The sequence below is a fragment of the Pseudomonas sp. SWRI81 genome (genome assembly GCF_014268545.1).
Lineage (GTDB): Bacteria > Pseudomonadota > Gammaproteobacteria > Pseudomonadales > Pseudomonadaceae > Aquipseudomonas > Aquipseudomonas hamedanensis.
The window spans coordinates 1-18,695 of sequence record NZ_JABWQS010000018.1 but is presented as its reverse complement, the minus strand read 5'-3'; the positions used below and the strand labels follow the sequence as shown (position 1 = coordinate 18,695).

Below are 18,695 nucleotides of genomic sequence, written 5' to 3'. Positions count from 1 at the left end.
GAGTTACTCCCCTTGGCCGCCGGCGGCTTTATCAGCTGCCTGAGCGGGGGCCGGGTTCTTGGTGCCGACGTTGGTCGCTTCGGTCGCTTTGACCTCAACGCCCGGTTTGACGTACTGCAAGCCTTCGGTGATCAGACGATCGCCGGCTTTCAGGCCGTCTTCGATCAGCCACTGGCTGCCGACGGTGCGGCTGGCCTTGAGCTGACGCAGCTCAACCTTGTTGTCGGCGCCTACAACCAGTGCGGTCGGCGTGCCTTTGAGGTCGCGGGTCACGCCTTGCTGAGGCGCGAGGATCGCGGCGCTGTTAACACCGGCCTGCAACTGGGCGTGCACAAACATGCCCGGCAGCAGGGTGTGATCCGGGTTCGGGAACACGGCGCGCAAAGTCACCGAACCGGTGGTCTGGTCAACCGAGACTTCGGAGAACTCCAGCTTGCCGTCGAGCTTGTACTGACTGCCGTCTTCCAGGGTCAGCTTGACCTTGGCGGCGTTGTCGCCAGCCTTTTGCAGACGGCCGCTTTCCAGTTCGCGGCGCAGCTCCAGCAGTTCGACCGACGATTGGGTGACGTCGACATAGATCGGGTCGAGCTGCTGAATCACGGCCATGGCATCGGTCTGGCCGTTGCTGACCAACGCACCTTCGGTCACCGAAGAGCGGCCGATACGACCGGAAATCGGCGCGTAAACCTTGGTGTAACGGACATTGATCTGCGCGCTTTGCAGTGACGCTTCCGACTCCATGCGATTGGCCACGGCAGTGTCGTATTCCTGACGGCTGACGGCTTGCTCATCGACCAGTTGCTTATAGCGGTCGGAAATCGACTTGGTCGAACGCAGGTTGGCCTCGGCGCTTTTCAGGGTCGCTTCATAGACCGACGGATCGATCTGATACAGCTGCTGGCCGGCTTTGACGTCGCCGCCTTCCTTGAACAGACGCTTGAGAATGATGCCGTTGACCTGCGGACGCACTTCGGCGATGCGGAACGCACTGGTGCGGCCCGGCAGTTCCGAGGTGAGCGTGAAAGCTTGTGGTTGCAGAGTGACGACGCCGACCTGAGGAGGCGGAGCGGCCGGGGCCGCTTCTTCCTTTTTACATCCGCTGAGCAGCGATGCCAGGGCGACGGCAGTGACCAGGGCGGTAACAGCTGGCTTGAATTGCATGTAGATCCTCGGGTCAGGCGCGCGAAAAGCGCACAAGAAGTGTGGAAAAGTAAAAATCGGGCACCGGGTGGATAAGTAGCTTGCTAAGGAATATACTTACGTTCATGGTTGTTTGTAAATACCTGCGCCGCGTACCCACCCTGTTACAAAAGTCGTCGCAAGGTTTGAAATTGTAGGCCGGGGAGTCGATTCATGAGAAATCGCCCCCTCTTTATTCAGCGGATATTCAGCCATCCCTGAAACGTCCTGTTTGAGGTTTTACTGCCATGGTCCGTCGTACCAAAGAGGAAGCTCAAGAAACCCGCAGCCAGATTCTGGAAGCGGCTGAGAAGGCCTTTTATGAAAGGGGGGTCGCCCGCACCACCCTGGCGGACATCGCGACCCTGGCCGGTGTCACGCGCGGTGCCATCTACTGGCATTTCAGCAACAAGGCCGATCTGGTTCAGGCCATGCTCGACAGTCTGCATGAGCCGCTGGATGAATTGGCCAAGGCCAGTGAAAGCGAGGACGAACTCGATCCATTGGGCTGTATGCGCAAATTGCTGATTCATTTGTTTCATCAAGTTGCGCTGGACCCGAAAACCCGGCGCATCAACGAAATTCTGTTTCATAAATGCGAGTTCACCGATGAAATGTGCGATCTGCGCCAGCAGCGCCGGACAGCCAGCCTCGACTGCAATGTGCGCATCGGCCTGACCCTGCGCAATGCGGTGAATCGCGGCCAGTTGCCGGCAGATCTCGACACCGCCCGCGCGGCCATCAGTATTCACGCCTACATCGATGGCCTTCTATATGGCTGGCTGCTGGCACCGGACGGTTTTGACCTGCATACAGAAGCTGAACGCTGGGTCGACACCGGGCTGGACATGCTGCGCCTGAGCCCCAGCCTGCGCAAATGAAACAAAATGCGCAATGGGCCATGGGGATGTCAATCAGCCGGCATGGCTGATGATCGCGACGGGGGAGTTTAAACGTAGCGAGCCCTGCATTTTGTAGGGAAATTGTGTCGCCCTTGTGAAACCGTGTTTCGCCACTTGCCCTCATCCTCCGGCAACAACAAAAAGCCCCCGACTCTCACAAGTCGGGGGCTTTTGCGTTTCCAGGGTATGGCTTACAGCGTCGGATAGTCGATGTAACCCACCGGACCCTTGCCATAGAAGGTTTCCGGATGCGGCTCATTGAGCGGCGCATCAGCCTTCAGGCGTGCCGGCAGATCCGGGTTGGCAATGAATGGCACGCCGAACGCCACTGCGTCAGCCTTGCCTGCGGCCAGCCAGGCGTTGGCGCTTTCTTTGGTGAATTTTTCGTTGGCGATGTAAGGGCCACCGAACGCTTCTTTCAGCTGTGGGCCGAGGCTGTCGGCGCCTTCTTTTTCGCGCGAGCAGATAAAGGCGATGCCGCGCTTGCCCAGTTCACGGGCGACGTAAGTGAAGGTCTCGGCGAGGTTGTCATCGCCCATGTCGTGGGAATCCGCACGCGGTGCCAGGTGCACACCCACGCGGCCGGCGCCCCAGACTTCGATCGCGGCATCCGTCACTTCCAGCAGCAGGCGCGCACGGTTTTCCAGCGAGCCGCCGTAGTGGTCGGTGCGTTGGTTAGTGCTGCTTTGCAGGAACTGATCGAGCAGATAACCGTTGGCGCCGTGGATTTCCACGCCGTCGAAACCGGCGGCTTTGGCGTTCTCGGCACCGGTGCGGTAGGCGTCGACGATGTCGGCGATTTCAGCGGTTTCAAGCGCGCGCGGGGTCGGATAGTCCGCCAGTGGGCGCACCAGGCTGACATGGCCCTTGGGCTGGATGGCGCTTGGCGCGACCGGTGCTTCACCGTTGAGGTACGACGGGTGGGAGATGCGGCCGACATGCCACAGCTGCAGGAAGATCTTGCCGCCGGCAGCGTGAATCGCCTTGGTGACGTTGGCCCAGCCACGCACTTGATCGTTGGACCAGATGCCCGGGGTGTCCGGGTAGCCGACGCCCATCGGCGTTACCGATGTGGCTTCGCTGAGGATCAGGCCGGCCGAGGCGCGTTGTACGTAATATTCAGCCATCAGTGCGTTGGGTACGCGGCCTTCGTCGGCGCGGCAACGGGTCAGCGGGGCCATGATGATGCGGTTGCTCAGCTCGATGTCGCCGAGTTTGATGGGATCGAAAATAGTCGCCATGTCTATAAGCCTCTTGAAGGGAAGTTGATCAGTTGGAAGCAGGGGCCAGCTCGGCATTGCCGTTCTGGCGGAAGGTAATCAGGGTCACCAGCAGCGCGAGCACGGCCAGCGCGGCGGCTGCGAGCGGCACGCGGGTCAGGCCGTAGCCGTGGGCGATGACGCTGCCACCGACCCAGGCGCCGAGGGCGTTGCCGACGTTGAAGGCGCCGATGTTCAGGGTCGAGACCAGATTGGGTGCAGCTTTGCCGAAGGTCACCACGTTGACTTGCAGCGCCGGCACGGCGGCGAAACACGCGGTGGCCCAGAGGAACAGGGTGATTTCGGTCGGGATCAGCGCAACGCTGGTCCAGCTCAGCACGGTGGAGACCACGGCCATGGCAATGAACACGCCGATCAGCGTGGCGGCCATGCCTTTGTCCGCGAGCTTGCCGCCGATGATATTGCCGACGGTCAGGCCCAGGCCGATCAGCATCAGCGTCCAGGTCACGCCACGCGGCGAGACGCCGGTGACTTCGCCGAGCAGCGGCGCAACGTAAGTGAACAGGGTGAACACCGAGGCGGCGAACAGCGCGGTCATGCTCAGCGACAGCCAGATGCCGGCGCCTTTGAGGGCGGCGAGTTCGGCGCGCATGTCGAGCTTTTCTTCGTCACGCTTGGCCGGCAGGAAACGGATCAGGCCGATCAGCGCGATCACGCCAATCACAGTCACCGCCCAGAAGGTCGAACGCCAGCCGGCTTCCTGACCCAACGCCGTGCCCAGCGGTACGCCCAGCACGTTGGCCAGGGTCAGGCCGGTGAACATCAAGGCCACCGCCGAAGCACGTTTGTTCGGTGCGACCAGACCGGCCGCCACCACCGAACCGATGCCGAAGAACGCGCCGTGACACAGTGCGGTGACCACGCGGGCGAACATCAGCACGTTGTAATCGCTGGCGATGGCGCAGAGCAGGTTGCCGACAATAAAGATGCCCATCAACGCCACCAGCGCGGCCTTGCGCGGCAGCTTCGCAGTGGCCAGCGCCATGAACGGTGCGCCGATGGCCACGCCAAGGGCGTAACCGGTAACCAGCCAGCCGGCACCGGGAATCGACACACCGAGATCGGCCGCCACATCGGGCAGCAGGCCCATGATGACGAACTCGGTGGTGCCGATGGCGAAGGCGCTCAGGGCCAGGATGAGGAGCGAGAGGGGCATGCGGGGTTCCTTGTCGGCTGGCTGACGTTAAGGGTCAGAGCTCTTTACTGAGGGTGTTGAGAAACGCCTGGATGACGTCCTCGTTACGTCTGAAAAAATGCCACTGCCCGGCCTTCTGGCTGCTGATCAGCCCGGCCCGTTGCAGCGTTGCCAGATGCGCCGACACGGTCGATTGCGACAGGCCGCAGCGTTGATCGATCTGTCCGGCGCAGATGCCGTATTCGTGGTTGTGCAACTGCTCGGGAAACTCGGCTTTCGGATTCTTCAGCCAGTTGAGGATGTCTCGCCGTACTGGGTGCGCCAGGGCTTTTATTATTTCGTCGAGGTCGAGGTTCATGGCTTGGACTCATGTTGGCAGTGGCGATATATCGCGATGAGGCGAACTTTAAATCGTTAGATCGCGATATACCAATAGGAAATCGGTCTGACAAACTTATAAATCGCTATATCGGGTTATAACGATATTGAGGTGATGGCGGGGCGGACGCAGTGCTAAGCTGCGCCCATGAACTATCTCGCACATTTGCACCTCGGTGGCCAGCGCCCCGGCCAGCTGCTCGGCAGCCTGTATGGCGACTTCGTCAAAGGGCGCCTGCAAGGGCAGTTTGCCCCGGAGATCGAGGCAGCGATTCAACTGCATCGGCGCATTGACGTGTTCACCGACCGTCACCCGTTGGTGGATATCGCCTTGGGACGTTTTTCTCAGACCCGGCGACGTTACGCCGGGATCGTCCTCGATGTGTTTTTCGATCATTGCCTGGCGCGGGATTGGTCGAGCTATGCCGATCGGCCGCTGGAGCTGTTCACCGCTGACGTGTATCAGGTGCTGTCTCGCGAACGGCAATTGCCCGAACGCCTGGCGAAGATCGCGCCGCACATGGTTGCCAACGACTGGCTGGGTTCATATCGCGAATTTGAAGTGCTGGAACAGGTGCTGCGGGGGATCTCGCGACGGTTGACCAGGCCTGAAGAGCTGGCGGGCGCGATGGAGGAATTGCGGCGCTTGTATGAACCGCTGAGCGAAGACTTCAGTTTGTTCTACCCGCAACTGCAGGATTTCGCACAAAACGCGAAACCACCGAAAATCTAATTGTAGGAGTGAGCCTGCTCGCGATAGCGGTCTGTCAGTCACAGTTGCATCGACTGATAGACCGCTATCGCGAGCAGGCTCACTCCTACAGGGGATCTGTGTTTCAGGCAGCGATTGCCGGGCGCATCGGCGATTGTCGGGTGTCCGGAACCGATCCAAACAACGCCTTCTGCACCGCCTGCTGCGCCTCGAACGCCAGCGCTGCACGCTCACGACCCTGACACGCGATCGGTTTGAGCAAATGTACTTCGACATCGCCGCAGTCTTGGCTGAACAGGCGCATCAAGTGCGAGAGCAAATCATCGTCGCCAATGAACGGCGCCAGCCCATCGATTTCGCCATCACGCAGATAACGGATCGCTACCGGTTGCAGCAACACCTCGGAATCAATCGCGGCCGACAGCAAGCGACCATGAAAAGTGCGCAGCGAGCGGCCGTCGGTGGTGGTGCCTTCGGGGAACATCAGCAAGGCGTGATCGGTTTGCAGGTGACGGGTCATCTGTTTGCGGATCAACTGGCTGTCGCCGGCGCCGCGACGGATGAACAGGCTGCCGGCCTTGGCCGCGAGCCAGCCGGCCACCGGCCAGGTGCGCACTTCGGCCTTGGACAGAAATGACAGCGGCGTGAGCATGCCCAGCAGCGGAATGTCGGTCCACGACACGTGATTGCTGACCCACAGCATCGGCTGTTTCGGCAGCTCGCCATGCACCGTCACGCGAAAGGGCAGGGCGTTGCCCAGGCGTGCCATGAAGAAGCGCGACCAGCGCTGGCGACGCTCCATCGAGTGTGCCAGACCGATCCGTTCGAACACACCGAAGACGCTGGCCATGGTCAGCCCCAGCGTCACCACCAGCAGCACTCGCGCGATTCGCGCGTACACCCGCAGCCGGCTCATCACACGGCCGCCTTGAAGTGCTTGGCGTAGCGCGGGCAGAGTTCGTCGCGCTTGAGCAGGATGAACACGTCGGCGACCTGGAAGTCTTCGTCCCAGCACGGCTCGCCGCAGATCTTCGCGCCCAGACGCATGTAGGCCTTGAGCAGCGGCGGCATTTCGGCGATGACGTTCGATGGAATATCCAGTGTCGGCAGCGGTTTTTTCGGCTCGGCGCGCAGGTGTTCGGTACACAGGTAACGCTCGCGCAGACGCTGCATGATCGCGTGGGCCTGAATGCCGCCGTCCTGCATCGGAATGCTCGCGCAGCCCATCAAATAGCTGTAGCCACCTTGATTGAGCACTTCGGCCAATTCGCCCCAGAGCACAGCGATAGTGCCGCCGTTGCGATAGGCCGGGTCGACGCAGGTGCGGCCGATTTCCAGGATCGGGCCCTGCAGATGCGCGAGGCCGTGCAGGCTGAATTCTTCTTCGCTGTAAAACTTGCCGAGGCTGCTGGCAGCGGTGTGATCGAGCAGACGCGTGGTCGCCACCAGGCGCCCGGTATTCAGGTCACGCACGCCGATGTGGCTGCAGTGAACATCATAATCATCCATGTCCAGACCCAGCTCCGCGCCTTTGAGTTTGGCGTTGAACTCGCCGCTAAAGACGTTGAAGCGCAGGGCCTGGGCTTGCTGCAAAGCCTGGGCGCCGATCAGGCGTTCGGCTTGCAGGCGGCGTTCATTGCCGGTGTCGCTGATGCGGGCGATTTGCGTCATGTGAATCTCCGTACGGGCCTTGAACCCGTCGTGGGTTGCAGCCGATCGACTTTCTTTATGCAGCCGTGTTGTGCAAAGTCAGGCTATGTAGCCCCGGTGTCATCGCCATGAACGTTCGGTGATGCTTATATGACAGCCCAAAAGGAGCCGCTTATGCCCTGGTCAGATTTGCTGCACAGCCGTGAACGCTTGCCCGCTGTTGCTGACCTGGCGGAGGGTTTTGCGACGTTGTTACAGGCGTTGGGCAGCGTCACGCCTTTCGAATTGGCGGTCGCGGGCGGTCGGCGCATGGCGACGCCAGGGCTGGCGTTTCTGGTCGGTTATCAGGCGGCGTTGCGCATGTTGTGGCCGAGCGCGCCGCTGAGCCTCGGTGCCTTGTGTGCGACCGAACAGCGCAGCCTGCGCCCGGCGGAGATGCAGACGCGGTTAACCGATTTGCGCTTGAGCGGGCGCAAGGATTTCGTCACCGCTGGCGATGCGGCGGACTGGCTGCTGATTGCAGCGCGCAGCGAATCACCCGGCGAAGCGCCGCGCCTGAGTCTGGCGGTGGTCTATCCCGGCGAACCTGGCGTGAAGGTGGAAAAACTGCCGGCGTTGCCGTTGATGCCCGACATCAGCCATGGGCGGCTGCACCTCGATGGCGCGCTGTGCGAATTGCTCGCCGGCGATGGCTGGGACGCTTACGTCAAACCGTTTCGCACCCTCGAAGATGTTTACGTGCTCAGCGCCATGACCGCGTGGTTGTACGGTGTCGGCCAGGACAGCGACTGGCCGCAGGCACTGCAACTGCGTTTGCTGGCGCTACTGGCCGGGTGCGCCGAGGTCAGTCGGCAACCGCCGAACAATCCGGCCGGGCATGTGCTTTTGGGTGGGTTGTTTGCGCAGTTTGAAGCGCTGGAGGGGGAGGTGAATCAGGCGCTGGCCGAGGGCCCGGCGGAGTGGGCGCAGATGTGGCAGCGGGACAAGGGCGTGATGCAATTGGCGACGGGGGCGAGGGCCAAGCGGCTGACCCAGGCTTTGGCAGTGACCTGAAGGGCCGCATCGCGAGCAGGCTCACTCCTACAGGGGACCGCATTTCTTCAGTTGAAATGCGATGAACTGTAGGAGTGAGCCTGCTCGCGATAGCAATATATGAAACGCCACCAACCTGTCATGAATCCCGCCTAATCTCAGCAGACCCACCCCCGAGCCCCCACCATGTTCAAAGGCCTGTCTCTGTTCCTGCTGCTGATCAGCCTCACCGCCCAGGCCGAACAATGGCCCGGTGAACAATGGTCGGTCGGTCCGCAGATCACTGCCGTTACCGATTTGGAAAACTACGCCTTCCCAACCCGTGATGAATCCACCCGCCAAGGCATCCGCACCGACGCCTTGCTGATCATCCGCGACGGCCAGATTATCTACGAACGCTACGCCGGCCCGACCACCGAACAGACCCCGCACCTGACCTGGTCGGTCAGCAAAAGCCTGTTGGCTACCGTCCTCGGTATGGCCTACGGCGAAGGCCTGTTCAAACTCGACGATCCTGCGCTGAAATTTTACCCGGCGCTGGAAAAACACCCGACCATCATCCTTGCCAATCTGCTGAATTGGGCCTCGGGTCTGGACTGGCAGGAAGATTACGAATATGCCCCGCTGAAATCCTCGGTGGTGGCGATGCTCTACACCCGCGGCCATCGCGACATGGCCGGATTTACCGCCGAGCACGACGCCTACGCGGCGCCAGGGCAAGCTTTCCGTTATTCCAGCGGCGACAGCAATTTGCTCGCCGCCGCGCTGAAAACCATGGTTGGCCCGCAGCGTTATCCGGACTATCCGTGGACAGCGCTGTTCGAGCCGCTGGGCATTCGCCACGCCGTTTGGGAAACCGATGCAAACGGCACTTTTGTCGCTTCGTCCTATGCCTATCTAACTGCACGTGATCTGGCGCGGGTCGGTCTGTTGATGGCGCGAGGCGGACGCTGGAACGAGCGACAATTGCTGCCCAAGGATTGGGTCGCGTTCAACCTCAAACCTTTTACAGGTTACAAGGCGCATCAGGACGATGCCGTGCCCGGCGGCCATTGGTGGCTTAACCGTCCTGTCGAGGGCGCATCATCACCGTGGCCCGACGCACCGCCCGACGCCTTCGCCGCCCTCGGCCATTGGGGCCAGGCGCTGTATGTGATTCCCAGCGAGCAATTGGTGATCGTGCGTTACGGCGATGATCGTGACGGCAGCTATAACCACAACGAACTGCTCAAGCGCGTGTTGCAGGCGGTGCGGCCATGAAGCGATTTCTGTTGCTGCTGCTGGTGGCGCTGCTCGGCTGGAGCTTTTATGAGCGCGAGAACCTTTGGGCCTTCCCGGACATCATCAGCGCCTACACCGCTAAGGAATATTGCTCGTGCCGTTATGTGATGAACAACGACGCCGAGTACTGCCGTGGTTACGTGAAGCAGTGGCTGCCCATCAGTAGCTTCAGCGATGAAGCGTCCAGCAAAACCGTCAGCGTCAGTGGCATGGGCCGCAGCAACAACGCGCAGTGGCTGAGCGAACGCCAAGGCTGCCGCCTTAATCCCTGACCACACCCGTTCTCCCTGCAAACAAATTCCCCCTGTGGGAGCGGGCTTGCTCGCGAAGGCGTCATGTCAGCCTGAACAGTTGTTACCTGATACACCGCTTTCGCGAGCAAGCCCGCTCCCACAGTTGCAATGCATTCCCCTGCAGCCGCTGTCACAGGCTGTGATCTTTTGCTCTGGATGTTTGCAATAACCCCATGGGCGGTTAAGGTTCGTGCAGGTTTATCACCCCCACGAGTCTTCAATGTTCAACCGCTCCCTCGATAAGATTTGCGCCAGTCTGCTGCTGGCCGCCGCTGCCTTGCCGGCACACGCCAATTGGTATCTGGACGGCGAGTCTTCACGGCTGTCATTCGTCAGCACGAAAAACGCCAACGTGTCCGAAGTGCAGCGCTTTCTGGTGCTGCACGGCAAAGTCGACCCCAACGGTCGCGCCGAAGTCGAAGTCGAGCTGGACTCGATCAACAGCGGCATCCCGCTGCGCGATGAGCGCATGCGCAAGGAGCTGTTCCAGATCGAGCAATTCCCCGACGCAACCATCAGCACCCAGATCGACCTGCGTCCGATCAACGATCTGGCCCCCGGTGCGCAGCTGGAGTTGCGCCTGCCACTGACCGTCAAACTGCACGGCAAACAGCACGAATACCCGGCCGAGTTGCTGGCTACGCGCCTGGATGACCGGCGCTTTCAAGTGGTGACGCTGGAGCCGCTGGTGATCAATGCCGAGGATTTCGACCTCGCGCCAGGTCTGGAGAGTCTGCGTAAACTGGCCGGGCTGTCGGCCATCAGTCTGTCGGTGCCGGTGGGTGCGGTGCTGATCTTCACGGCGCGCTGACGTGCGCGGTGCAGTGTTCCCCTGGCGCGACGGCAACCGTTTCGAGCTGTTGATCGACGGCCCGCAGTTTTTTCCGCGAATGCTCGAGCACATCGCGGGCGCCAAAGAGCAGATCGAACTGGAGCTGTACCTGGTCGAGGCCGGCGCCTGTGCCGACACCATCGTCCAGGCGCTGGTGCTGGCGGCTGAGCGCGGCGTGCGCGTGCGTTGCCTGTTCGATGATTACGGCAGCCTCGCATTCACCCTCACATTGCGCCAGCGCTTGACGCAGGCAGGGGTGGAGCTGCGTTTCTACAATCGCTTGAGCTGGCGGCGCTGGGTCGGCAATTTCTATCGTGATCACCGCAAATTGCTCCTGGTCGATCAGTGCCTGGCGGTGGTCGGTGGCACTGGCGTTACTGATGAGTTCTGGACGCCGGGCTTTGATGTCAGCGAGTGGCACGAGGTGATGGTGCAGATCAGCGGGCCGCTGGTGATCGACTGGCAGTTGCTGTTTGATCGGCAATGGATCGCCAACCGCTATCGCCGCGCCTGGCGCCCGGCGGCGCATTTCGGTTTGCCGCGCTTGCCGCGAGTCCCGGACAAAGGCGAGGGCATGGGCCGCGTGGCTTACGCCGATGCCCGTCAGCACCGCGACATTTTGCAATCGCTGTTCCGCGCATTGAATAGCGGCCAGCACCGCATCTGGATGGCCACGCCGTATTTCCTGCCAACCTGGAAAATCCGCCGGTCCCTGCGCAAGGCCGCTGCCCGCGGCGTCGACGTGCGTTTGCTGCTGACCGGGCCGCGCACCGATCATCCGTCGGTGCGTTACGCCGGCCATCGTTATTACCCGCGCCTGCTCAAGGCCGGGGTGCAGATCTTTGAATACCAGCCGTGCTTTCTGCACTTGAAAATGGTGCTGGTGGACGATTGGGTGAGCATCGGTTCCTGCAACTTCGATCACTGGAACCTGCGCTTCAATCTGGAGGCAAATCTGGAGGCGCTGGATCCGCCCCTGACGGCGGCGGTCGAGGCGAGCTTCGTCAAGGATTTCGCCCTCAGTCAGCAGGTGAGTCTGGAAGAGTGGCGGCGCCGGCCGTTGTGGCGGCGGGTCAAGCAGCGGGTGTGGGGATGGGTGGATCGGCTGGTGGTCAACATCCTCGATAAACGCGGATAACGCCCCCCGATGATCGTTCCCAATGTGGGAGGGGGCTTGCTCCCGAAGGCGGAGTGTCATTCAGCATGGATTTAGCTGATGCACCGCCTTCGGGAGCAAGCCCCCTCCCACATGGTTTTGCGCTGTTCCCGGGATTACAGCAGTTCGAAGCTCTGCTGCGTCACCGCCTGCGAATCCAGGCCGATCTGCACGTTGAACTTGCCAGGCTCGGCCGCGTACTTGAGCTGGGCGTTGTAGAACTTCAGGTCATCCTCGGTGATGGTGAAGTGCACGACCTTTTGTTCGCCGGCCTTGAGCATGATTTTCTGGAAGTTCTTCAGTTCTTTGACCGGGCGGATCATCGAACCGGTGACGTCCTGAATGTACAACTGCACCACGGTTTCGCCATCACGCTTGCCGGTGTTCTTGACCATGACGCTGGCGTCGAGCTTGCCGGTGGCGTTCAGGGTAGTCGAGGACAGCGCCATGTCGCTCAGGGCGAAGGTGGTGTAGCTCAAGCCATAACCGAACGGAAACAGCGGGCCGGTCGTGTCATCGAAATACTGTGAGGTGTAGTTGCCCGGCTTGCCCGGGGTGAACGGCCGGCCAATGCTCAGGTGATTGTAGTAAGTCGGAATCTGGCCCACGGAGCGCGGGAAGGTCACCGGCAGTTTGCCCGACGGGTTGTAGTCACCGAACAGCACGTCGGCAATGGCGTTGCCGCCCTCGGTGCCGCTGAACCAGGTTTCCAGAATGGCGTCGGCGGACTGGTTCTCTTCAAGAATGGTCAGCGGGCGGCCATTCATCAACACCAGCACCAGCGGCTTGCCGGTGGCTTTCAGCGCGCGGATCAGCTCGCGCTGAGTTTCCGGGATGTTCAGGTCGGTACGGCTGGAGGATTCGTGAGACATGCCACGGGACTCGCCAACGGCAGCCACGATCACATCAGCGTCTTTCGCGGCTTTCACTGCTTCGTCGATCAGCACGCTGGCCGGGCGTGGGTCATCGACGACTTCCGGCGCATCGAAGTTGAGGAAGTTCAGGTAGTCGAGGACCTTCTTGTCGCCCGTGATGTTGGCGCCACGGGCGTAGATCAGGTTGGCCTTGTCGCCGATCAGCGAACGCATGCCATCAAACAGCGTGACCGATTGTGCCGGACGCCCGGCGGCCGCCCAACTGCCCATCATGTCGATCGGCGCCTTGGCCAACGGGCCGACCAGCGCGACTTTCGCGGTCTTCTTCAGCGGCAGGGTTTCATTCTGGTTCTTCAGCAGCACCAGGCTGCGACGCGCTACCTCGCGCGCCTCGGCGCGGTGCAGGCGGCTTTCGGCGTAGGTGTCGGCCGGATCATCCGCAGCCTTGCCGATGCGCAGATACGGGTCCTTGAACAGGCCCATGTCGTACTTGGCTGCGAGCACCTCGCGCACGGCGTTGTCGATGTCCTTCTGCTCGATGTCACCGGACTTGAGCAGCCCCGGCAATTCTTTGCCATAGAGGGTGTCGTTCATGCTCATGTCGATGCCGGCCTTGATCGCCAGCTTCGCCGCTTCCCGACCGTCGCGCGCGACGCCGTGCTTGATCAGTTCAAAAATGGCGCCGTGGTCGCTGACCGCCAGGCCCTTGAAGCCCCAATCCCTGCGCAGCAGGTCGTTCATCAGCCAGGTGTTGGCGGTGGCCGGAATGCCGTTGATTGAATTCAACGCCACCATCACGCCACCGGCGCCGGCATCGATCGCGGCGCGGTAGGGCGGCAGATAATCCTGGTACATCTTCACCGGGCTCATGTCGACGGTGTTGTAGTCGCGACCGCCTTCAACCGCGCCGTACAGGGCGAAGTGCTTGACGCTGGCCATGATGCTATCGGCCGCGCTCGGGGTCTGGCCCTGATAGGCCTTGACCATGACGCTGGCAATGCGTGAGGTCAGGTAAGTATCTTCACCAAAACCTTCGGAACTGCGGCCCCAGCGCGGATCGCGAGAAATATCGACCATCGGCGCAAAGGTGATGTCGAGGCTGTCGGCGGCGGCTTCTTTGGCGGCAACACGACCGGACTGGCCGATGGCGTCCATGTCCCAGCTCGACGCGAGCGCCAGTGGAATCGGGAAAATCGTACGGTGACCGTGGATCACGTCGTACGCAAAAAACATCGGGATCTTCAGGCGACTGCGCATGGCGGCGTCCTGCATCGGACGGTTTTCGGCACGGGTGATCGAGTTGAAGGTGCCGCCGATGTTGCCGGCGGCAATTTCCTTGCGGATCAGCTCACGGGGCATTTCCGGGCCGATGCTGATCAGGCGCAACTGGCCGATTTTTTCATCGAGGGTCATCTGCTTCATCAGGTTGCTGATGAAGGCGTCCTTGTTTTCCAGAGGAACCGGGGTCGTGGCGGCCAGTACCTGATGACTGGCCAGGCTGACGAGCAGGCCCAGCAAACACAGCTTCTTCATGAATTTTTTTCTCAAGGGCCCAAACGGTGATGTAACACCGGCCAGCCAAAATGTAGGGAGCGACTATTGTTGTTCGGGTGCCGGCGCAAAATAGCCGAGCCAAAAACCACCGCCGACAGCGGCGGGGTGAACGTGAAGGGCACTTTTTAGCCCATTCACCCGTCGCATGCCAGTGGCGGCGCCGATTATGCCCCAACCGCCGGCCGGGAATGTCCAGCGCTCGGTTTTTAAATCAAATGTGCCATGGAGCATTACTGCAATGACTATCAGTCCAACCAATCGTTCACGGTTACAGATCGCGACTTTGCTGGTGTTCGCCACGCTGTTGACTGCGTGCGGCATCAACAATATCCCGACCCTCGACGAACAGGCGAAAGCCGCGTGGGGCCAGGTGCAGAACCAGTATCAGCGCCGTGCCGACCTGATCCCCAATCTGGTGGAAACGGTGAAAGGCTATGCGGCACACGAGCAGGAGACCCTGACCGCGGTGATCGAAGCCCGGGCCAAGGCCACATCGATTCAGGTCGATGCCAGCACCCTCGACAATCCCGAGAAGCTCAAGCAGTTCCAGCAGGCCCAGGATCAACTGACCGGTGCGTTGAGCCGCTTGATGGTGGTCTCCGAGCGTTATCCGGACCTCAAGGCCAACCAGAACTTCCTCGCCCTGCAATCGCAACTCGAAGGCACGGAAAACCGCATTGCCGTGGCGCGTCGCGATTTCATTCTGGCAGTGCAGAAATACAACACCGAGATCCGCACCTTCCCCGGTCGCCTGTGGCACAGCGTGATGTACAGCGATCTGCCAATGCGCGAAACCTTCGAAGCCACCACGCCCGGCGCGGAAAAGGCCCCGGAAGTGAAGTTCTGACTCGAGGTTGCCCATGCGTGTGTTGAAACTGGGCCTGGTGCTGATGCTGTGGCTGTTCGCCGTCAGCGCCCGGGCCGAATTGACGTTCCCGGCGCTGAGCGGGCGCGTGGTCGATCAGGCGCAGATGCTCGAGCCGTCGGTGCGCGCGCAACTGAGCCAGCAATTGCAGGCCCACGAACAGGCCACTGGCGAGCAATTGGTGGTGGTCACGGTGCCGGACCTGCAAGGCACCCCCATCGAGGATTTTGGCGTTCAACTGGGGCGGCATTGGGGCATCGGCCAAAAGGACAAAAACAACGGCGCCCTGCTGATTGTCGCCCGTGACGAGCGCAAACTGCGCATCGAAGTCGGCTATGGCCTGGAGGATCGCCTTACTGATGCGCAATCGTCGGTGATCATTCATCAGGTCATCACCCCGGCGTTCAAGGCCGGCAATTTCAGCAAAGGCATCAGCGACGGCGTCGCGGCGATGCTGGTGGTGCTGGGCGGCAATCCGCTGGACGAGCCGTCGACCGTGTATGAATCCAGCGGCGACCCGGCCGATGATTTCATCTCGCGGCACCCGGCGCTGTTCATGTTTTTGGTGATGTTGTTCATCCTGACGGTGTTTGTCTGCCAGATGCTCGGTATCCTGCCTGCCGGTCGTGGCGGCTCCGGGGGAGGGGGCGGCTTCGGCGGTGGCGGTGGCGGGGGCTTCAGCGGCGGCGGGGGCAGTTTCGGCGGCGGCGGTTCGTCCGGCGGCTGGTGACATCAAAAGAATAATGAGCAGGCACTTTTCGACATGGCATTACTGACTGAACACGAACAACGCAAAGTCGCCGAGGCGATTGCCCGGGTCGAGCGCGACACCGACGCCGAACTGGTCACGGTACTCGCTGCCCGCGCCGACGACTATGCGTACATTCCGCTGCTGTGGGCCAGCCTGTTGGCGCTGGTGTTGCCCGGCATCGTCCATTACCTCACTGGCTGGCTGACCCTGCGCAGCCTGCTGCTGGTGCAGTGGGGCATGTTCATCGTGCTGTGCCTGTTGTTTCGCCTGCCCAGGATCACCACTCACCTGGTCCCGCGCCGCGTACGCCATTGGCGTGCGTCGAACCTGGCGCGGCGGCAGTTCCTTGAACAGAACCTGCACCACACCGCTGGCGGCACCGGCATGCTGATTTTTGTCTGCGAGGCTGAGCGGTATGTCGAGATTCTGGTGGATGAGGGGATTTCCAAGCGGCTGGATAACAGCAACTGGGACGCGATTGTCGCAGCGTTTACCGAACAGGTCCGGCAGGGCCGCACGCTGGAAGGGTTTGTGACGTGTGTGGAGGCGTGTGGTGAGTTGTTGAAGGTGCACGTGCCGGTGACGCAGATGCGCAATGAGTTGCCGAATCGGTTGGTCGTCCTCGGCTGATTTTCCCGGACTCAGCAATTCCTTGTGGCGAGGGGATTTATCCCCGTTGGGCTGCGAAGCGGCCCCATGCGGTGTATCAGTGAAACCCAGTATTCAGGTGTGGCGACTGCTCCGCAGCCGAACGGGGATAAATCCCCTCGCCACAGGGTTCGGTGTCATGGATTTTGCCGTTGGGTAAATAAGCACGTGTCCCGCGCTCTCATCCCCCCTAAAATACCCGCCATTCCCGATCCCGCCCGTCCGAGGCCGCTTGTCCATGCCCGTTTCCGCTTCTTCCGCGCCGTCCGCCAAACCGGCCGCCGATCACCACGCCCAGTTCATCGAGCTGCTGCAGACCAGCCTCGACGACAACGGCTTCATCAAACTGGTGCTGGCCAAATATGTTGGTGCAGAGGCGGATCTGCAACGGATCATCATCAAGCCAGTGACGGTCAAGGCGCAGCCGTGCCTGTCCTTCGTCTACCGCTACAAGACCCGCGACATCACCAAGAACCTGGCGTTGAGCGAAGGCGTGGCGACGATTGCCGGGCTGGTGCCGACCTCGTTCAAAAATGCGCATTTGCTGGCGTTGACCGACGAAGCGCAGCTGGAATACAGCAAAAAGGGCAAGAGCTCGCTGTTCAAGAGCAAGCCTCAGCAATTGCGCGAAGCGCCGTCCGCCGAGCACAACCGCGAGAAAAACCGCTTTCTGGAACTGAGCCGGCCGTTTCTCAAGGACCTGGGCGTGACCAACGCTCAGCATGAGCTGATCCCGGCGATGTCGCGCAAGTGGAAGCAGATCAACAAATTCATCGAAGTGTTCAGCCACGCGCTGACCTCGTCGCCACTGGCGCTGGACAAACCGGTGCGGGTTGCGGATTTCGGCTCGGGCAAGGGCTATCTGACGTTCGCCATTCATGACTATCTGCGCAACACCCTCAAGGCCGAGGGCGAAGTCACCGGTGTCGAGCTGCGCGAAGAAATGGTCAACCTGTGCAACGCGGCGGCGGCAAAGCTGGAGCACCCGGGCCTGGTGTTCAAGTGCGGCGATGTGCGCACGGTGGCGCCGAGTCAACTGGACGTGATGATCGCACTGCACGCCTGCGATATCGCCACGGACTACGCGATCCACACGGGCATCCGTTCGGGCGCGTCGATCATCATGTGCTCGCCGTGCTGCCACAAGCAGATCCGCTTGCAGATCCAGAGCCCGGCGCTGCTCAAGCCGATGCTGCAATACGGCCTGCACCTGGGCCAGCAGGCGGAAATGGTCACCGACAGCCTGCGCGCACTGTTCCTTGAAGCCTGTGGGTACGAGACCAAGGTGTTCGAGTTCATCTCGCTGGAACACACCAACAAGAACAAGATGATTCTCGCCGTGAAACGCGCCGATCCGGTCGATCCGACGCAGCTGCTGACGAAAATCGAAGAACTCAAGGCGTTCTACCAGATCAGTGAGCATTGCCTGGAAACCCTACTGCGCGCTGACGGCTATCTGGCCTGATTCACCGCCGAACCGTGTGGGAGGGGGCTTGTCCCGAATGCAGCATGTCAGCCAACGAAGATGCTGGATGTGGTGCCGCCTTCGGGAGCAAGCCCCCTCCCACATTCTGAAATGCAACTCTCTGTGGCAGCGAGCCTGCTCGCGAAGAGGCCGGTACAGGCGACAGATAGCCCGGACTGGTCTTTACTCTGAAGCGCGAAACCTCTCATTCGCCAGGAGAAACCAGCATGTCCGGATGGTACGAAGTGAGTAAAAGCGGCAACGGCCAATTCAGGTTCGTGTTGAAAGCGGCCAATGCCGAAACGATTCTGACCAGCGAGCTGTACACCACGCGCGCCGGGGCCGATGGCGGTATTGCCTCGGTGCAGACCAACAGCGCGGTCGATGAACGTTACGAGAAAAAGTCGACCAAGGATGGCCATCCTTACTTCAATCTTAAGGCGGCCAACCACGAGGTCATCGGCAGCAGCGAGGCGTATTCATCGCAGGCGGCGTGCGATAAAGGCATCGCCAGTGTGAAGGCGAACGGTGCAACGAAGACGATCAAGGACAAGACGCTGCCGGTCCTCTGAGTCCACCACTTCCCTTGTAGGAGTGAGCCTGCTCGCGATAAAGCCATCAGATCCAGCACAGATGTCGCCTGCCGGACCGCTATCGCGAGCAGGCTCGCTCCCACAATGGAATGCATTGCATCTGTAGGAGTGAGC

General features: G+C 61.0%; 19 protein-coding genes. 12 read left to right on the top strand and 7 right to left on the bottom strand.

Annotated features, from left to right (window positions below):
* Positions 1-3: 3 nt before the first annotated feature.
* Positions 4-1,161, bottom strand: coding sequence for an efflux RND transporter periplasmic adaptor subunit EmhA (emhA, locus tag HU765_RS13565; RefSeq protein WP_186621100.1), 1,158 nt, complete (start codon positions 1,159-1,161; stop codon positions 4-6).
* Positions 1,162-1,427: 266 nt separating this feature from the next.
* On the opposite strand from emhA, the gene emhR reads away from it, so the two are divergent.
* Entirely contained in the window at positions 1,428-2,060 is a 633-nt protein-coding gene (gene emhR, locus HU765_RS13560) for an efflux system transcriptional repressor EmhR (RefSeq protein WP_186621098.1), read from the top strand.
* Positions 2,061-2,272: 212 nt separating this feature from the next.
* Here the strand turns inward: emhR and HU765_RS13555 are convergent, their stop codons facing one another.
* Genes HU765_RS13555 through HU765_RS13545 form a run of 3 tightly spaced genes read right to left on the bottom strand, consistent with a single transcriptional unit; the run spans position 2,273 to position 4,854 of the window.
* The gene (locus HU765_RS13555; RefSeq protein ID WP_186552089.1) at positions 2,273-3,322 is read right to left on the bottom strand and encodes an alkene reductase; all 1,050 of its coding nucleotides are present in this window, start codon (positions 3,320-3,322) and stop codon (positions 2,273-2,275) included.
* Positions 3,323-3,350: 28 nt separating this feature from the next.
* On the bottom strand, positions 3,351-4,517 hold the full coding sequence (locus tag HU765_RS13550) for an MFS transporter (protein ID WP_186621096.1): 1,167 nt from the start codon (positions 4,515-4,517) through the stop codon (positions 3,351-3,353).
* A gap of 34 nt (positions 4,518-4,551) precedes the next feature.
* Positions 4,552-4,854 (bottom strand): metalloregulator ArsR/SmtB family transcription factor, encoded by a 303-nt coding sequence (locus tag HU765_RS13545; protein ID WP_186552091.1) that lies wholly within the window; start codon positions 4,852-4,854, stop codon positions 4,552-4,554.
* Positions 4,855-5,022: 168 nt separating this feature from the next.
* On the opposite strand from HU765_RS13545, the gene HU765_RS13540 reads away from it, so the two are divergent.
* A complete protein-coding gene (locus HU765_RS13540) occupies positions 5,023-5,607 on the top strand; it encodes an ACP phosphodiesterase (protein ID WP_186552092.1) in 585 nt (194 codons plus the stop codon).
* Positions 5,608-5,710: 103 nt separating this feature from the next.
* Here the strand turns inward: HU765_RS13540 and HU765_RS13535 are convergent, their stop codons facing one another.
* Complete coding sequence (locus HU765_RS13535) at positions 5,711-6,502, bottom strand: lysophospholipid acyltransferase family protein (RefSeq protein ID WP_186621094.1); 792 nt, start codon at positions 6,500-6,502, stop codon at positions 5,711-5,713.
* Positions 6,502-7,257, bottom strand: a complete 756-nt coding sequence (gene olsB, locus HU765_RS13530) for an L-ornithine N(alpha)-acyltransferase (RefSeq protein ID WP_186621092.1) — start codon at positions 7,255-7,257, stop codon at positions 6,502-6,504. Before olsB ends, HU765_RS13535 begins: the two co-directional genes overlap by 1 nt.
* Positions 7,258-7,410: 153 nt before the next feature.
* Here olsB and HU765_RS13525 point away from each other — a divergent pair, with 153 nt between their 5' ends.
* The 5 genes from HU765_RS13525 to HU765_RS13505 all read left to right on the top strand — a co-directional run bounded on the left by HU765_RS13525 (position 7,411) and on the right by HU765_RS13505 (position 11,812).
* Positions 7,411-8,289: an acyl-CoA dehydrogenase family protein gene (locus tag HU765_RS13525; RefSeq protein WP_186621090.1), complete on the top strand. Its 879-nt coding sequence runs from the start codon at positions 7,411-7,413 to the stop codon at positions 8,287-8,289.
* Between the two features lie 165 nt (positions 8,290-8,454).
* Positions 8,455-9,528, top strand: coding sequence for a serine hydrolase (locus HU765_RS13520; RefSeq protein WP_186621088.1), 1,074 nt, complete (start codon positions 8,455-8,457; stop codon positions 9,526-9,528).
* Positions 9,525-9,821, top strand: a complete 297-nt coding sequence (locus HU765_RS13515) for an amidase (protein ID WP_186621086.1) — start codon at positions 9,525-9,527, stop codon at positions 9,819-9,821. Before HU765_RS13520 ends, HU765_RS13515 begins: the two co-directional genes overlap by 4 nt.
* 241 nt (positions 9,822-10,062) lie before the next feature.
* Positions 10,063-10,653: a YceI family protein gene (locus HU765_RS13510; RefSeq protein WP_186621084.1), complete on the top strand. Its 591-nt coding sequence runs from the start codon at positions 10,063-10,065 to the stop codon at positions 10,651-10,653.
* Between the two features lies 1 nt (position 10,654).
* Positions 10,655-11,812, top strand: a complete 1,158-nt coding sequence (locus HU765_RS13505; protein WP_186621082.1) for a phospholipase D-like domain-containing protein — start codon at positions 10,655-10,657, stop codon at positions 11,810-11,812.
* A gap of 134 nt (positions 11,813-11,946) precedes the next feature.
* Here the strand turns inward: HU765_RS13505 and bglX are convergent, their stop codons facing one another.
* The gene (gene bglX / locus HU765_RS13500) at positions 11,947-14,238 is read right to left on the bottom strand and encodes a beta-glucosidase BglX (RefSeq protein ID WP_186621080.1); all 2,292 of its coding nucleotides are present in this window, start codon (positions 14,236-14,238) and stop codon (positions 11,947-11,949) included.
* Positions 14,239-14,497: 259 nt separating this feature from the next.
* On the opposite strand from bglX, the gene HU765_RS13495 reads away from it, so the two are divergent.
* The 5 genes from HU765_RS13495 (at position 14,498) to HU765_RS13475 (ending at position 18,560) form a co-directional block, all read left to right on the top strand.
* Positions 14,498-15,106 carry a LemA family protein gene (locus HU765_RS13495; RefSeq protein ID WP_186552101.1) on the top strand — a complete coding sequence of 203 codons (609 nt, stop codon included), beginning with the start codon at positions 14,498-14,500 and terminating at the stop codon, positions 15,104-15,106.
* A 13-nt stretch (positions 15,107-15,119) separates the two neighbouring features.
* Positions 15,120-15,854: a TPM domain-containing protein gene (locus HU765_RS13490; protein ID WP_186621078.1), complete on the top strand. Its 735-nt coding sequence runs from the start codon at positions 15,120-15,122 to the stop codon at positions 15,852-15,854.
* A 33-nt stretch (positions 15,855-15,887) separates the two neighbouring features.
* Positions 15,888-16,505, top strand: coding sequence for a TPM domain-containing protein (locus HU765_RS13485; RefSeq protein ID WP_186621076.1), 618 nt, complete (start codon positions 15,888-15,890; stop codon positions 16,503-16,505).
* Between the two features lie 256 nt (positions 16,506-16,761).
* On the top strand, positions 16,762-17,988 hold the full coding sequence (locus HU765_RS13480) for an SAM-dependent methyltransferase (RefSeq protein ID WP_186621074.1): 1,227 nt from the start codon (positions 16,762-16,764) through the stop codon (positions 17,986-17,988).
* A 227-nt stretch (positions 17,989-18,215) separates the two neighbouring features.
* Entirely contained in the window at positions 18,216-18,560 is a 345-nt protein-coding gene (locus HU765_RS13475) for a YegP family protein (protein ID WP_186621072.1), read from the top strand.
* Positions 18,561-18,695: the final 135 nt, after the last annotated feature.

Coding starts and splice junctions, on each gene's coding strand:
- emhA (WP_186621100.1), bottom strand. CDS start 1,161: ATGCAATTCAAGCCAGCTGTTACCGCCCTGGTCACTGCCGTCGCCCTG.
- emhR (WP_186621098.1), top strand. CDS start 1,428: ATGGTCCGTCGTACCAAAGAGGAAGCTCAAGAAACCCGCAGCCAGATT.
- HU765_RS13555 (WP_186552089.1), bottom strand. CDS start 3,322: ATGGCGACTATTTTCGATCCCATCAAACTCGGCGACATCGAGCTGAGC.
- HU765_RS13550 (WP_186621096.1), bottom strand. CDS start 4,517: ATGCCCCTCTCGCTCCTCATCCTGGCCCTGAGCGCCTTCGCCATCGGC.
- HU765_RS13545 (WP_186552091.1), bottom strand. CDS start 4,854: ATGAACCTCGACCTCGACGAAATAATAAAAGCCCTGGCGCACCCAGTA.
- HU765_RS13540 (WP_186552092.1), top strand. CDS start 5,023: ATGAACTATCTCGCACATTTGCACCTCGGTGGCCAGCGCCCCGGCCAG.
- HU765_RS13535 (WP_186621094.1), bottom strand. CDS start 6,502: ATGAGCCGGCTGCGGGTGTACGCGCGAATCGCGCGAGTGCTGCTGGTG.
- olsB (WP_186621092.1), bottom strand. CDS start 7,257: ATGACGCAAATCGCCCGCATCAGCGACACCGGCAATGAACGCCGCCTG.
- HU765_RS13525 (WP_186621090.1), top strand. CDS start 7,411: ATGCCCTGGTCAGATTTGCTGCACAGCCGTGAACGCTTGCCCGCTGTT.
- HU765_RS13520 (WP_186621088.1), top strand. CDS start 8,455: ATGTTCAAAGGCCTGTCTCTGTTCCTGCTGCTGATCAGCCTCACCGCC.
- HU765_RS13515 (WP_186621086.1), top strand. CDS start 9,525: ATGAAGCGATTTCTGTTGCTGCTGCTGGTGGCGCTGCTCGGCTGGAGC.
- HU765_RS13510 (WP_186621084.1), top strand. CDS start 10,063: ATGTTCAACCGCTCCCTCGATAAGATTTGCGCCAGTCTGCTGCTGGCC.
- bglX (WP_186621080.1), bottom strand. CDS start 14,238: ATGAAGAAGCTGTGTTTGCTGGGCCTGCTCGTCAGCCTGGCCAGTCAT.
- HU765_RS13495 (WP_186552101.1), top strand. CDS start 14,498: ATGACTATCAGTCCAACCAATCGTTCACGGTTACAGATCGCGACTTTG.
- HU765_RS13490 (WP_186621078.1), top strand. CDS start 15,120: ATGCGTGTGTTGAAACTGGGCCTGGTGCTGATGCTGTGGCTGTTCGCC.
- HU765_RS13485 (WP_186621076.1), top strand. CDS start 15,888: ATGGCATTACTGACTGAACACGAACAACGCAAAGTCGCCGAGGCGATT.
- HU765_RS13480 (WP_186621074.1), top strand. CDS start 16,762: ATGCCCGTTTCCGCTTCTTCCGCGCCGTCCGCCAAACCGGCCGCCGAT.
- HU765_RS13475 (WP_186621072.1), top strand. CDS start 18,216: ATGTCCGGATGGTACGAAGTGAGTAAAAGCGGCAACGGCCAATTCAGG.